Below are 15995 nucleotides of genomic sequence, written 5' to 3' on the forward strand. Positions count from 1 at the left end.
CTTAATTATCCTTTTTGATGAAAAAAACAATTTTTCTATTTGCACTAGTATTTGCCACATGTTTTGTTCAACTTGCAACGGCACAAAAAAAGAAAAGCATAAACAATCAAGCTTTAGATAAAATTAATATCGATGGTTTAAAATGGAGAAATGTTGGACCTGCTTTAACTTCTGGAAGAATTTCAGACATTGCAGTAAACCCAAATAATATTAGTGAGTATTATGTAGCGTCTGCTTCAGGAGGTGTTTGGAAAACCACTAATTCGGGACTCACCTATAACCCAATTTTTGATAATGAAGGCTCATATTCAATAGGCTGTGTCACCATGGATCCCAACAATTCAAATGTCATTTGGGTAGGAACTGGAGAGAATAACAACCAACGTTCCGTTTCGTATGGAGATGGTATTTACAAATCTATTGATGGTGGTCAAAGTTGGCAACATATGGGATTAAAAATGTCTGAGCACATAGGTAAGATTATTGTGCACCCAGAAAACTCTGATATTATTTTTGTAGCAGCGATTGGACCTCTATGGAGTAAGGGAGGAGACAGAGGTTTGTATAAGTCTGTAGATGGAGGAAAAAACTGGAAAGCTGTTTTGATTATTGATGAACACACAGGAGTTAATGATGTTGTGATGGATCCTAGGAATCCAGATGTGCTATATGCTTCCACATTACAAAGAAGGAGGCATGTTTACACCTATGTTGGAGGTGGTCCAGAATCAGGGATGCACAAAAGCACAGATGGTGGCGAAACTTGGACTAAAATACACAAAGGTTTACCTAATGAGGAACTTGGAAGGATAGGTTTGAGTATTTCATCAGCAAATCCAGAGATTATTTATGCTATTGTTGAAGCAGCAAATGGAAGAGGTGGTTTTTATAGATCTACCAATAGAGGTGCTAGTTGGGAAAGAAGAGGGAATTATGTCACTAGCGGAAATTACTACCAAGAAATATTTGCAGACCCAGTAGATGAGAATACAGTGTATGCCATGAACAACTGGATGAGAGTGAGTCACGATGGTGGAAGGACATTTATCATTGTGGGAGAAGATTATAAGCATATTGATAACCACGCCATGTGGATTAACCCAAACAACAATAAGCACTGGTTGGTAGGTTGCGATGGAGGGGTTTATGAAACTTTTGATGCAGCTGCCAATTGGGATTTTAAGGAAAACTTACCTGTTACCCAATTTTATAAAGTAGCTTTAGATAACGACAAACCATTTTATAACATTTATGGAGGAACGCAAGATAACTTTAGTATTGGAGGCCCATCAAGGGTGCTTACCGATCATGGAATAACCAATTTTGATTGGTTTATTACTCACGGAGGAGACGGTTTTGAATCGCAGGTAGATCCTAATAACCCAAACATTGTTTATGCACAATCTCAATATGGTAGTTTAGTAAGGTTCGATAAGAAAAGCGGAGAAGAGGTAAGTATTCAGCCTAGTGAAAGAAAAAATGAAAACGCCTACCGTTGGAATTGGGATGCTCCACTAGCGGTTAGTAAACATAAAAATGGCAGATTGTACTTCGCCGCCAACAAAGTGTTCAAATCTGATGATTATGGCAACAGTTGGCAAGTAATCAGTGATGATTTAACTAGGCAATTAGATAGAAATGCGCTCAAGGTTTATGATAGAGTGGTTAGTATTAATGCTGTTTCTAAAAATGACGGTGTCTCTCCTTATGGAACGATTGTAGCTTTATCAGAATCTCCAATCAATGACAATATGTTGGCTATAGGTACAGATGATGGACTTATACATATAACAGAAAATGGAGGGCAATCTTGGAGAAAAATTGATAACATCCCAGGAGCTCCAAAGCAATCGTATGTAAACAATGTTTACTTGTCAAGACACAACGTTAATGTTATTTATGCAGCTTTTAATCATCATAAATATGGCGATTTTAAACCTTACTTATTCAAATCTAACGACAAAGGTAAAACTTGGACAAACATTAGTGGAAATTTACCTAATAGAGGTAGTGTTTATGCCATAGAAGAAGACCATGTTGACGCAGATTTGATTTTTTGCGGAACGGAATTCGGGGTTTTCTTTTCTCCAAACACAGGAAAACGCTGGAAACAATTTAAAAACGGATTGCCAACAATTGCTGTTCGTGATATTGCCATTCAAGAAAGGGAAAATGATTTAGTTCTTGGTACTTTTGGAAGAGGGTTTTATGTGCTCGATGATTATTCATCTTTAAGAAATATAGAAAACACGGAACCTAAAGAAAATATTATTTACCCTATTCGTGAAGCATTGATGTGGGAAAAAAGCTTGCCTTTAGGGCTTCCTGGAAAAGCATTTCAGGGAGATAATTTTTATACCGCAGATAATCTTGGTCCTGAAGCATTGATAACTTACTATTATAAGGATGAATATACATCATTGGAAGGTGAACGAAAGAAAAAAGAAAAAAAGTTAATTAAAGAGCTAAAAGACACCCCTTATCCTAATTATGAACAGCTTAAAGCTGAAAACGAAGAAATTACCCATCAATTGGTTTTTACAATAAAAAATTCTAACGGAGTTATTGTAAAGAAATTTGTTAGAACGCCTAGCAAAGGTTTACAACGTTTTCATTGGGATTTAAGACATGAACAACAAACGCCTATAGATTTAAGTACGCCTTCTTTTTATAATCCGTTTTCGGCCACAAGGGAAGGATCCCTTGTCGCTCCTGGAACCTATACAATAGAAATGCATTTGTTTGATGGTAATACAATGACCAGTTTAACCGCTACAACAAAGTTTAATATAAGAGCATTAGATAATACTTTAATGCCTTCTAAAAACAGGGATGAAAAAGTGGCATTCCAACAAAAGGTGGAGGCACTAATGGCAGAAATTTCAGAATGTGGCGCAAAATTATCCGATATCAATAATAAAATGCGCTACATAAGAGAGGCTATCAGACGTTCTAATGAGTCTTATGAAATATTAATGACTGAAGTTGTTAAAATTGAGAAAAAAATAGACGAGGTAAGTACCATGTTGTATGGCGATTCCAATAAAAGAAGATTAGATATAGATCAGCCACCTGGACCAGCCTCTAGGGTAGGAAACATAGTCTATGGTCAAAAATATTCAACAGCAGCACCTACTAAAACACATTTAGATAGTTACAACATCGCTAAGGAAGAATTTGAACCTATTAAAAAAATAGTGTCTCAACTGTATGAAATCGATATTAAACAATTGGAGAAAAAACTAAAAATTGCAAAAGCTCCTTATACTCCTGGTAGGTTAAAACCAAAGCAATAACTTAAACAATATACGATTACACTTTAAGAGAGTGTTTTAGATAAAACTAACCCATTGATATTGTTTCAATGGGTTTTATTTTTTGATATATACCCATTGATTTTTTTAAAAGAAGTTTTTCAACAAGTCTCTTTTATACAATTTTTGCTCATTTTTTCGAAATATTTTTGACTTTTAATAACTATCGTTTGGGTTGTTTGTAATTGTTTTTATCATGCCCATTCTAAAAATTGCACTTTTTTATGAAAAATGTTTCAATGATTATTGTTTTCTTGTTTGCACAAAGTATGTTGGCGCAAATATCTGTTAAAGGTTCTGTGCTTGATAATGAAAACAAACCAATATCTTTTGCCAATATCGCAATATTTAATACGAATGATTCAACTTTGGTTAAAGGTGTTATAAGTGATGATGTAGGAAAATTTGAAATAAAATTACAAAGGGAGAAGAGTTATTTGTTAAAGGTGTCATTTCTAGGGTTTCAACAATTTGAAAAGAATTTTAATAAATCTATTGATTTTGGGGATATTGTTTTAAAACCATTAGCTGAACAACTAAATAATGTTGTAGTTACAGCACAAAAACCTTTAATACAAAGACAACAGGATAAGCTTATTGTTAATGTGGAAGGTAGTACTGTAAGTTTAGGTAATTCAACTCTTGAGATATTGGAAAAATCACCTGGTATTATTGTTGACCAAGATGGAAACATGTCTTTAAGTGGAAGAAATGGTGTAAGGGTCTTTATGGATGGTAAAGATTTAAGGTTACAAGGAGATGAATTAGCTAATCTATTAAGAAGTATGCCCTCATCTAATATCGAGAAAATTGAAATCATTACAAACCCTTCAGCAAAATATGAGGCTCAAGGAAATGCAGGAATTGTAAATATTGTAACCAAAAAAGGAAAACTTTTTGGCACTAATGGTAATTTAACCTTAACACCTGGATATGGAAGACATTTTAGGTGGGAAAATAGTATTAATATTAATCATAGAGGAGAAAAGTTTAATGTATATGGTCAATATTCACTTGCTAAGAGAACACAATGGATGAAGATTGATATTGATAGAGCATTTCTAGATGAAGATGACGATATAATTTCATCTTATAAGTTAAAAAGTTTGTTCGATCTTCCAATAGAGGTTCACTCTCCGAGATTTGGTGTAGATTTCCAACCAAACAAAAAGACTTCTTATGGAATAGTGTTATCAAGTGTTATAAACAATAGTGGTTCAAAAGCTATAAATAAAATTAAGCAGTATGATGGTAATGGAGATTTGATATCCAATCAACTTACGGATACAGATACAGATAGTAAGTGGAGGCAATTAATGACTAACTTTAATATTAGGCATGAATTTGAAAATAAAAGTGTTTTAGATTTTGATTTTGATTTGGCTAAATATAATAACAGCTCAGATCAAAGTTATAATTCGTCATTCTTTACCCCAGAAGGAGAAGTTTCTAATGCAGATTTGCTTGAAGGTGATGTTGAAGGGTATCTCGATTTATATGGCTTTTCTTTAGATTATGAATTGCCAATTTCTAATAAAAATAAGTTTGAAGCAGGTTGGAAAAACACTTGGGTTAAAACAGATAATGATCTTTTATATTTTAATACTGTTGATGGAAATACAACCCAAAATAATCAGTTAAGCAATAGGTTTATATATGATGAAGCAATTTATGGATTGTATGCTACTTATTCAATTAATAAAGAGAAGTACAATGCCCAAATAGGTTTAAGAGGTGAATACTCTGTAATAAGCGGAAACCAAGTGACGACAAATGACACATTCGACAATCAATATTTTGAGCTTTTTCCATCAGCTACATTTAACTACTCATTAAATGAGAACAATGTTTTAGGAGTTTCTTTAAGTAGGCGTATAGATAGGCCAAGTTATGGGCAATTAAATCCATTTAGATTTTTTGTAGATACAAATTCATTTAGAGTTGGAAATCCTTTTCTAAAGCCTCAATTTACTTGGTTGAGTGAAATTAACTATACGTTGAATAATAAATACTATTTTGCTTTTAGTTATGGTTATACAATTGATAATTTAAATGCAGGAATCCTTCAAGATGGTGAGGAGCAATCTATAGTCGTCAAACCAATAAATATTGAGAGTCTTAATAGTTTTGCACTTACCTTTAGTGCTCCTTTTAAATTAGCATCATGGATCCAGTCTAATATCAATTTAAATGCATCATATAATATTTACGAAGGATTAGTATCTGGGTCACAATTAAACAGATCTACTCCTGTTGTCACGATAAATTCGAGCCACTCAATTAACTTGGGAAACAACTTTAGAATTCAGTTAGGAACATTTAATCTTTTGCCACATTATACAAGTATTACAAAAATCGAACACTTGTCATCGGTTTCTCTAGGAGCTCAAAAAACTGTTTGGGATGGTAAGGGGATATTTAGATTGAATATCAACGATATTTTCTGGAATCAATACCCTGTAGGATCGACGAACTTTGGAGGGTTAAAAGATAAATTCCATAGTTATAGAGATAATAGGTTCGCCACTTTTTCTTTTACTTGGAGATTTGGTAAACAAACTGTTAGAGCACAAAACAGAAGGAGAACTGGAATTCAAGAAGAGTTAAATAGAGCAAGGCAACAAAACAAGTAGTAATTTAAATAAATGTTAAAACATAATGACTGTCTCTTTTTTACAATCATAAAGTATTTATAGGTGCTATTTTAGTGTTTTGAATAGTATTATTTAGTCTTAAATGCCATTCTAGACTGTTTTTTTAAGGTTGGTGATTTTAGAAATTTTACAGTCGATTAAATAAATATAATTTAATTGAATGGCATTTTTAACTAATACATAAGTTAGATGTAAAGTAATGCTACTTTCTTACAGCTAACTCTTTTGAATTGATGGATTTCTTTATAAGCCATTCCTGAGGATCTTAATTAAAAATTTGAATAGATATTTTTTATTTGGAATGGCTTTTTAATTAGTTTTTACCAAGTTGTATTTGTGGTTTTAACACAACTGAATTTTATTTGTAAATCACACCTTTTTTTAATTAAACAAGCAAAAACACAAATCTCTCACGTATTTTTTTAATTCAAATTTCAAAAATATATTCATTTTGAGGTAATGATTCAAAACTACAAAAATGATATGAATAAGTTGTTTTTTGATACAAACAACTTATAATTTATAATTATTTGTTAAATACAAGCTGCTGTCTGTTTTTTACAATTTACAAACGTGTACTACTAATATTTTTGTTTGAAACGTTTATTAAAAAAATAATTACAATGCTATTTTTCTTTTATAAAAAGGTAATTGCAGTGACCTTGAATAAAGACGAATTAACAGCAGATATTGATTTGGCAAATAATAGTTTTTTAAGAAGAAACTCTCAAAGAGATTTTTATGAATTTAAAAACAATTAAAAAACTAAATAGTAAAGTACGTTTCATAAAGTAGTTAGTTAACCAATTTAAAATTTAAAAAAGCATTAACGAGATAAATATTAATATGAAAAAGTTAAATGATGTTTATACATCTAATTACTTAAGTAAGATAGTTGTTAAAGAAAAAAACAAATATTTTTTTATAAAAACACATGAAATAAAGTTTATCAAGTGCTCATCATATTATGCTGAGATTTACACACTTAAAAACGCAAAGTATGTTCATAGGATTAGTTCTATGGGAGACTTGTATTTAAAGCTTGACCCAAGCAATTTCTTGAGAGTTAATAGGTCAAGTATTATCAATCTAAATGAGATAAAAGAAGTTGTTAGTGAAGGGATGGGAGATTTTAGTATTGTTATGAATGATAATACATCTTTTAGTTTAAGTAAAAAGTACAAGAAAAATGTTCTGCATGATCTAGAAATCAAGCAGTAGCAAATTTTAATAAATATCCCAAAAATCCATTTATTTATCATTCTTTACTGTGTATTTATCAATCAATCTAATCAAACAAGTTAATTCACTTTTTTTACGTAGCAATTTTTAACAGAGGTAGGGCAGCACTTCAATTTTAGTGGAGTTTCACTAAACTTTGCTTTCATTTTTTTGATGAATAGATATTTGAATTAGTCTTCTTAATATTTATATGCTGCCTACCTTTTTAAATTGCCTAATCCAAAAAATAATAAAATAACATTAAACTAAAAATTTATGAAGTTAAAGAATTGCTTTATGCTGTCATTATTATTGCTATTTAATATAGCAATGACGGTGGCACAAGGAAAAACAATTTCAGGGAATGTTTCAGATGATACTGGAATGCCACTCCCTGGAGCAAATATTATTATCAAAGGTACAACAACAGGAGCTCAATCAGACTTTGATGGTAATTACACCATTACAGCAAGTGTTGGAGATGTACTCCAATTTAGTTACGTTGGAATGACAACAGTTGAAAAAACAGTTGGAGCATCTAATGTCATTAATGTTGTGCTAGCAATGTCCAATGAGCTTGAAGAAGTAGTTGTTATGGGATATGGATCCCAATCAAGGACTGAGCTAACAAGTTCAACTGTTCAAGTAGATGCTGAGGAAATTGAGTTGGTTCCTGTATCAACAGTTGACCAAGTACTACAGGGTAAAGTTGCTGGTTTAGTATTTAATGGGGACTCTGGTACTCCGGGTTCAACTACAGATATTCGTATTAGAGGTGTGAGTTCTATTACAGCCGGTAACGAACCATTATATGTTATTGATGGTGTACCAATGAACAACGATAATGTATCGGCTACTAGTTCAGGATCTTCTCTATCTGCTTTGGCAAGTATCAATAGTAATAATATTGAGAGTATTACAGTGTTAAAAGATGCTTCTGCAACTGCAGCATATGGTGCACGTGGTGCTAATGGAGTTATTGTAATTACGACCAAATCGGGAAAAAAAGGTAAAACTACATTTAATTTTAGCTCTTCTTATGGTTTTGGTAATGATGCTACAGACGGTCCAACAGTATTGACGGGAGCGCAAAGAGAAATGCTATTTTATGAGGCATTAATAAATACTTATGGTGCAGGTTTTGGTTTTAATGACCAAGCAGGTGCTAAAGCTTTTTATGAGGCTAACCCAAATTTTTTTGGAACCGATTATGCTGTATGGAATGCTAATGGAAGACAAGAAACAAATTGGGCTGATTTAATTACAAATGAAGATGCACCAATACAGGAATATAACTTAAGTGCTAGAGGAGGTAATGAAAACTATAATTTCTATACATCTTTTGGGTATTTTGACCAAGAAGCAACAGTAATTGGCTCTGAGTTTAACAGAATGACCGGTACTATCAATTTTAGTCAAAAGCTAAGCGATAATATAAGGTTTTCAACTAGAAATAGTGCGTCACATACCTATCAAGATGGGTTGTTAGAGGCGAGTGCTTATTTTTCATCGCCTAGAGCAGCAAAGTATTTTCAACCAGCTATAGAACCAGCATACAATGAGGATGGAACCATAAATGTATCAGGTACAGTTCCAAATCCGCTATGGATAGCTCAAGAGGATATTGATGATTCGAAGTTTACAAGAATTATCAGTAACAACTCTTTTGAGTGGGATACACCAATAGATGGTTTAAAGTTAACTTCTAGAGCTAACATTGATTACCAAGTATATAATTATAAGCGTTATAGAAACAGGGTAAGAGGAGATGGCGATGGAGATACAAGTGGTTATGGTTGGCAAGCACATAATAATATAGTGACTTATGTATTTCAAAATACGTTAGATTACACTTGGAACATTAACGATGATCATAGTATTGACTTTACAGCTGTGCAAGAATTTCAAAAAAACAGAAACTACTATTTAGATGCTGATGGGGATTCTTTTGCTACAGACGGTTTAACAAATTTAGCTTCGGCGGGTAATCCGACTTCTGCTTTTTCTAGCTTTGAAGATTGGGCTTTGGCGCGTTATGTAGGTATTATACATTATTCGGGATATAATGGAAAGTATGTCATTGATGGGACTTTTACAAGAGAGGGGAACTCTCGTTTTTCTTCAGCTAATCGATGGGGTAACTTTTGGTCTGTAGGTGCTGCATGGAACTTACATAAGGAGAGCCTCTTGGAAAATTCTGAGGTGATTAATAATTTAAAACTTAGAGGGTCCTTTGGTGTGACGGGTAATGCTAATATAAGTCTAAATCAGTATCAAGCACAGTTTGGTTTTGAAGGAAGTTATGCAGGTCAAGGTGCCATTAATCCTGATGTTTTTGGTAATGATAATTTGTCGTGGGAAACTTCACATACTTTAGATGTTGGTATTGATTTTGGCTTATTTAACAATATTGTTTCTGGTACAGCAGGGTATTACAAACGAGAATCCAAGAATCTATTGCTAGATGTGCCATTGTCGTTCACAACTGGATTTGATGAGCAGACAAGAAACATCGGTAGAATGGAAAATAAAGGATTTGAAGTAGAATTGAATATTGATATTGTCCGTTCAAAAGATTTTAACTTATCTATTGGAGGAAATATGGCAACCACTAAAAATGAGGTGTTGGAATTGGCCAAAGACGGTAATGGAGAAACCATTAATATCAGTGGAGGCTCAAGAACCAGAACCGAAGAAGGTCAACCAGTTTGGGGATGGCATATGCGAAAGTGGGCAGGAGTAGATCCAGCAAATGGTGACGAACTTTATTACTTGAATGGTAAAGATGGCGCGACTACAAATAATTGGAACATAGCAGAAAGAGCTTTTCAAGGAGGAAGTGCCATTCCTGAATTAACAGCAGGTATGAACATTCATGTTGACTATAAAGGGTTCTTTTTGGATGCCAACGGATATTTTGCAGGTGGACATAAAGTATATGAAGATTGGCATCGTTATACCAATGGAACAAATTACTTTTCTACATTATACTATCAAGGAGTTGATGCCGTATTAGACAGATGGCAACAACCAGGAGATACTGGAAAGCGTTTTGGAAGATTTGAAGCCACAGCTGCTACACCTTGGCAAGCAAGTTCTAAGTTTCTATATGAAGGGGATTATTTCAGGCTTAAAAACCTAACAATAGGGTATGATTTTAAAGCACCTGTATTAGATGCTGTTGGTTTAGATGGTGCTCGTGTATTCGTGAGAGGTACAAACATCCTTACATGGGTTAAAGATGAAAACCTTAAGTACGATCCCGAAGTTGATGCCGGCGGTGTGATAGGACTAACAACACCACCAGTAAAATCATTCATTTTTGGACTTAACGTTAAATTTTAAAAAATTATGAAAAAAGTATATATATTATTTACAACACTTGCCTTTATTGGGCTAATATCGTGTAACACAGAGGATTTAGAACCCTCTTTAGAACAAAATAAATCTGTAGAAGGGAGTATTACTAGTGTAGAAGATTTATATGGTATCATAAAAGGAGCCTATAACGAAATGACAGCTTCTGGCTACTATGGTAGAGATTTTATTATAAACAATGAGGTACGTACAGACAACTGTTTTTCAAATGGTAATTCAGGACGTTTTACGACAGAGGCATCTTTTGCCTATACACCTAACACAGGGTTTATGTTTGATGATGCTTACCAAGCTATTGCAGCCGCCAATATTATTATTGGGACTGATGTTGCTTCGTTAGAGGGTGATACAGATTATGGTCTACACATTCAAGGACAAGCTTATGCAGTGAGAGCTTTGGCACATTTTGATGTTTTGAAGCAGTATGGACAACAACATGTTGGTGGAACATTGGGAATACCTTATGTAAAAGAATTTAAAGGAGATAATCTTTTTCCAGCTAGAAATACAATTTCTGAAAACAAAGCAGATATTTATGCAGATTTAGAAACAGCTTTTAGTTTAATGGATGATAACTATTTTGACAGCTCAAAAGAGTTTATGTCAAAATATACCGCTAAAGCATTGGAATCTAGAGTGGCAACTTATTTTGGTGATTGGCCTAGAGTGGTTGATGCCGCTGAGGAAGTGATCAATTCTAACTTATATTCAATAATGTCGGCAGCTAATTATGTGGGTTCTTGGGCTAGCAAGGGTAATAACAATTCTATCTTTGAATTAGCATTTAATACGTCTGATAATTTAAACATTAGCAGTTTAGGAAATATTTATAGAACCACAGGTGGTGGAAGTTATGGTGATATTCAGGTTATTGACGGAGTAGATGCTATTTTTGAACCCGGAGATGTTAGAGGTGGTATTTTAGGCTATGAAGGTGTAATGTTGAGAAATATTGGGAAGTTCCCTAGTAATCAAGGTTATGATAATGTTGTTATCATTAGGTATGAAGAAGTTATTTTAAACTATGCGGAAGCATTATTTGAAACTGGTGGAGATGCCTTAACGCAGTTAAACCTAATTACATCTAACAGGGGAGCTACACCTTATTTAACAGCTACTAAAGAAAACATTTTAAACGAAAGAAGAAAGGAATTAATGTTTGAAGGACATAGATTTGATGATTTGGTTAGAACAGGTCAGGATATTGAAAAGACATCCCTTCAGCAAAACTTTGCGTCAACAATCCCTTATGGCGATCATAGATTAGCATGGCCAATTCCTCAAGCGGAAATAGATGCCAACTCTAATATGGAACAAAATCCGGGTTACGGAAACTAATAACAGTTTAATCTAGTTAGGAATAAAAACCACCGCATGTTGATGCGGTGGTTTTTTTACATAAAAAAAGAGGATGATAGTTTTAATTTTAAGAAAACAATATGAAAAATTAACATTTTATTTAGTAACAATACATATATATTTCAGTCTTTAGTATAACAGTTATTTCTAATAATAAATGTGCAATTAATGAGTGACTATAAAGAGTATCAGGTTAAAAATGGTTTGAACAAGTACATAGATTGTGTTTGGAGAGATGACTTTAATAAGTATTTAGGTAATGGTGACAAAAAAATATTAGTTGTCCCTGATAATACAATAGAATTGGCTTTTACTTCAAACTCTGTTGAGAGAACGGCAAAGCATAGCAAAAAAAAAATATGTAAGATTAAGTCACATTTATGTGGACTAAAAACAGAGCCTCAATTAGTTGGTTTAGAAGGAGATGTTTTATTGTCTGTTAGGTTTAAACCTTATGGACTATATCCTTTTACTAAAACAGATATCAATAAAACCATTAATGAATCTTTGCTTCCAGAAGATATTTTTGGTAAGGAGATACTTGTTCTAGAAGAGCAACTATTTAACACAAGTGACGAGTTGGAACAAGTAAAATTTATTGAAGATTTTTTTCTGAAGAAGCTCAATAGTAATAATAAAGAGGTGGATCATGTTTTTAACTTTTTTATTCAAAACATTATTTTAAACAAAGGGAATGTTAATGTTGATATGTTGGCAGAGAAATGTAATGTGTCAAAAAAAACAGTAGAACGTAAGTTTTTATCAAAGTTAGGCTTAACCCCAAAAAAATACTGTCGTATAGTAAGGATGTTTAATGCTTTAAAAATCCCTAAGAATAAAAAAGATTTAAAGTTATCCTCGATAGCATTTGATAACGGTTTTTATGATCAAGCACATTTTATTAAGGAAGTAAAGGAATTCACAGGAATGACACCTAAAAACTATTTTGATATAGATAGAACTGTACAGACCAATATTTTCTTGCACTAACATAACTAAATTTTTCTTCTTATTTTTTTAATTTCTTATCTTATAACTGATTGGGCGACTTTGTCGCATTCATTAAAAAAGAATTTTCTATTTAAATCGAAATAGGGATAATTTAAAGTACCGTTAGAAATAACAATCAAAAAATATTTTGCTTAATAAATTAGAAAATAATTCTTCTTCTTAAATTTCTAATAAGCGTAGTATTAACATAGTTTAACTTTTACTGTCTCTTTTTTACAATTCTATGACCACTAAGCAGTCTAATTTTATGGATTAATTTTTAATTCATAATGTTTTGAGACGAGTTGTACTTCTTTTATCTATTGTTATTTTCTTCACTAATTGCTCATCCTCTGAGGAGAAGGTTCAAAAATTGCTTTCAGATATTTCGAGCCAAACAGAGTTTAACGGTTTGGTATATGTCGAAAATGGTAATGAAGTTTTGTATAATGACAAGTTAATAAGCTCAGATGGAGCATTAAATGCTATCGAGGGTGATTCAAGAAATTATTTAGCTTCTTTAACAAAGCTTTTTACTGAAATAACGGTTGTTAAGTTAGTAGAAGAAGGTAAATTGAATTTAAATTCTACGATTTCAAATTATAGGGAAAATTTCCAACCATCTTATGGAAAGGTGTTAACACTTGAAAACTTACTAAAAATGTCATCTGGCCTACCTCGGGAATTGAACGGTGATAATCTTACCAATAGTTTAAAGCTTGATGATAAGGGCTTTGCAGGAGCGTTTTTAGATACTATACCTGATATGGAATTGTCTTTTCAACCAGGGTCTAACTATGAGTATAGTAACTTAAACTATTGGTTGTTAGGAGCTGTCGTGGAAGAAGTGACAGGATTAAATTTAGACCAAGCTTACGCCAAATATATTTTTGACCCTCTAAAAATGAATAATAGCGGCTACTTTTTACAGGAAGGAAATAGTATAAATGGCTACAATAAAGATAATGGCAAATGGAAGTTAGATAAAACAGACTACAAATCAAGATATGCCTCAGGTGGAGCTTACGCTTCTTTGCAGGATTTAGTAAAGCTGTCGAAGGCTTTAAAAGGGACTGCTTTTTTAAATGATACAAGTTTATCATATCTATATGGAGAAGATCAAACAATAGAGGTTTATGGGTCGCTTCCAAGCTATACTAATATGATCTATATTAATAGAAAAGAAGATGTTACCCTAATTGTCTTGAATAATATTGGAGTTCCTGATTTAAATAAAATGTCCGATATAAAAAATGGAGTTGAACAAGCACTTGGAATAGCATCTCAAAAAAAGCAATCGCCAAAAAAGAAAATAACACTTACAAATATATCTGCTTTAAATGATAGCATTCCTATTGAAAAAGCTATGAAAGATTGGGCGATAGCTATTTTAGAAGCAGATAAAAATAAAATGTTAAACATCTTTAATAACAATGCGGCCAAAAATGGGTTAATGGACATGAATGATCCTACTTGGGATGAACTGGTCAGAATAAAAAACGAATGGCCAAACTTAAAGATTTATGGCTACAGGTGGGTTGAAGATCAAAACCCAAAAGGTATAGAGTTATGGCTTCATTGTGACGGAGACCAGCGTATAGCACTTCAATGGGTTATGGAGAATAAAAGAGGTAAGGTTGAAGCACTATTTATAAAGCCAGATAATATGACATGGTTAGGTCAAGAATTTAAATAGGATAAAATGAATACTAAAAAGAAAAAATCAAGTTTATTATTTACAATTACCATGTTGTTTTTTTCAACGACAATGGTAATTGCTCAACAAGCTATGGTAATCCAAGAGAGTGCCACATTAAAGGAAGAGCCTGTAACCAAAGATTATAAACCTTTAGTTCCTCAAGATGCCTTGCAAGCGGTTGTTAAAGCCTTCGATTCTACATCTATTGTTGCCATGGGTGAAAGGCATAATGTTGAAGAAGTCCAAGATTTTTATTTAGACCTTCTATCATACAAGCCTTTTATTGATAAAGTAAATGATATTGTAATAGAATTGGGGAATCCGTTACATCAAGATCTTTTAGATGAATACATTTATGGAGGTGATGTGTCTATGGAAGAACTCAAAAAAGTTTGGAGAGATGGTACACATTCAATAGTACATGCTTATCAAAACTCTTCTATTCAAAAGTTTTTAAAAAAAGTGCGAGATGTAAATAAAGCACTTCCAAAAGAAAAGAAAATTCGGGTTTTGGGAGGTGATTCACCTATTGATTGGAGTAAAATTAAAAATTCTAAAGATTGGCGTATTATGATGAGTAGACGCGATCGTTATTACGGTACTTTGGTCTGGGATGAAGTTATTGATAGAGGGAGAAGCGCTTTGTTAATAATGGGAGCTGACCATTTTAAACGTGATAATCCAAGACCAATGTATTTAAATATTGTTTCATTTCTTGAAACAAGGATGATGGACGAGGGGAAGAAGGTTTCCATAATTAATTATTATGACAAACCTTTAGAAGGGATAGACTTTAAAAAACCATTTGTTACTAAAATTAAGGGGACAAAAATTGGAGATGAACGAAATCAACCAAGGTACGGAGGTTTAAAATATGAACGTCAAGTTGATGCTATCATTTATTTTGGAGCAAATACTGAACTGCATGAAATATTTGATGAGCCAAATGAACCAGAATGGACAAAAGTATTGGATAAGAGAAGTATGATTGTAAATGGACATAAGTTTAAAACCTTTATTACAAACGCTATACATTATAATCTAAATACTAAAGGAAGAAAAGCGACTAAAAAATGGTGGAATGAAGTTGTTATAGATTTAAAACCAGACACTTATGATTACAATGAGATGTTCTTTATTATGCAAGGGTATGATTATATAGCCCAAAATAAAACAGAGAACGCCGTTTTTATTTTTGAATTAGGAGCTAGTTTGTATCCAGATTCTTGGAATATGCACGATAGTTTAGGAGAGGCCTATTATAAGAATAATCAAAAAGAAAAAGCAATTGAACATTACAATAAGTCTTTAGAATTAAATCCACAAAATGACAATGCAACAAAAATGATAAATGAAATTAAATCTTAATCATTAAAAGAA

Annotated in this window: 9 protein-coding genes; all 9 read left to right on the plus strand. The window is 32.7% G+C overall.

Annotation, left to right across the window (positions count from 1 at the left end; all coding sequences use genetic code 11):
* Nucleotides 1–17 precede the first annotated feature (17 nt).
* The 9 genes from E5167_RS03650 to E5167_RS03685 all read left to right on the plus strand — a co-directional run bounded on the left by E5167_RS03650 (nucleotide 18) and on the right by E5167_RS03685 (nucleotide 15983).
* A complete protein-coding gene (locus E5167_RS03650) occupies nucleotides 18–3296 on the plus strand; it encodes a sialidase family protein (protein WP_136841157.1) in 3279 nt (1092 codons plus the stop codon).
* 242 nt (nucleotides 3297–3538) lie between these two features.
* Nucleotides 3539–5947 carry a TonB-dependent receptor domain-containing protein gene (locus E5167_RS03655; protein WP_136841159.1) on the plus strand — a complete coding sequence of 803 codons (2409 nt, stop codon included), beginning with the start codon at nucleotides 3539–3541 and terminating at the stop codon, nucleotides 5945–5947.
* A gap of 644 nt (nucleotides 5948–6591) precedes the next feature.
* On the plus strand, nucleotides 6592–6729 hold the full coding sequence (locus E5167_RS15365; RefSeq protein WP_169301367.1) for a hypothetical protein: 138 nt from the start codon (nucleotides 6592–6594) through the stop codon (nucleotides 6727–6729).
* An 85-nt stretch (nucleotides 6730–6814) separates the two neighbouring features.
* Nucleotides 6815–7189: a LytR/AlgR family response regulator transcription factor gene (locus E5167_RS03660; RefSeq protein WP_136841161.1), complete on the plus strand. Its 375-nt coding sequence runs from the start codon at nucleotides 6815–6817 to the stop codon at nucleotides 7187–7189.
* Nucleotides 7190–7465: 276 nt separating this feature from the next.
* On the plus strand, nucleotides 7466–10534 hold the full coding sequence (locus tag E5167_RS03665; protein WP_136841163.1) for a SusC/RagA family TonB-linked outer membrane protein: 3069 nt from the start codon (nucleotides 7466–7468) through the stop codon (nucleotides 10532–10534).
* Nucleotides 10535–10540: 6 nt separating this feature from the next.
* On the plus strand, nucleotides 10541–11905 hold the full coding sequence (locus E5167_RS03670; RefSeq protein WP_136841165.1) for a RagB/SusD family nutrient uptake outer membrane protein: 1365 nt from the start codon (nucleotides 10541–10543) through the stop codon (nucleotides 11903–11905).
* Between the two features lie 189 nt (nucleotides 11906–12094).
* Entirely contained in the window at nucleotides 12095–12916 is an 822-nt protein-coding gene (locus E5167_RS03675; RefSeq protein WP_136841167.1) for a helix-turn-helix transcriptional regulator, read from the plus strand.
* A 295-nt stretch (nucleotides 12917–13211) separates the two neighbouring features.
* Complete coding sequence (locus tag E5167_RS03680; RefSeq protein WP_169301368.1) at nucleotides 13212–14612, plus strand: serine hydrolase domain-containing protein; 1401 nt, start codon at nucleotides 13212–13214, stop codon at nucleotides 14610–14612.
* Nucleotides 14613–14618: 6 nt separating this feature from the next.
* Complete coding sequence (locus E5167_RS03685) at nucleotides 14619–15983, plus strand: tetratricopeptide repeat protein (protein WP_136841171.1); 1365 nt, start codon at nucleotides 14619–14621, stop codon at nucleotides 15981–15983.
* The last annotated feature ends 12 nt before the right edge of the window (nucleotides 15984–15995 follow it).

Source organism: Pontimicrobium aquaticum (assembly GCF_005047595.1).
Lineage (GTDB): Bacteria > Bacteroidota > Bacteroidia > Flavobacteriales > Flavobacteriaceae > Pontimicrobium > Pontimicrobium aquaticum.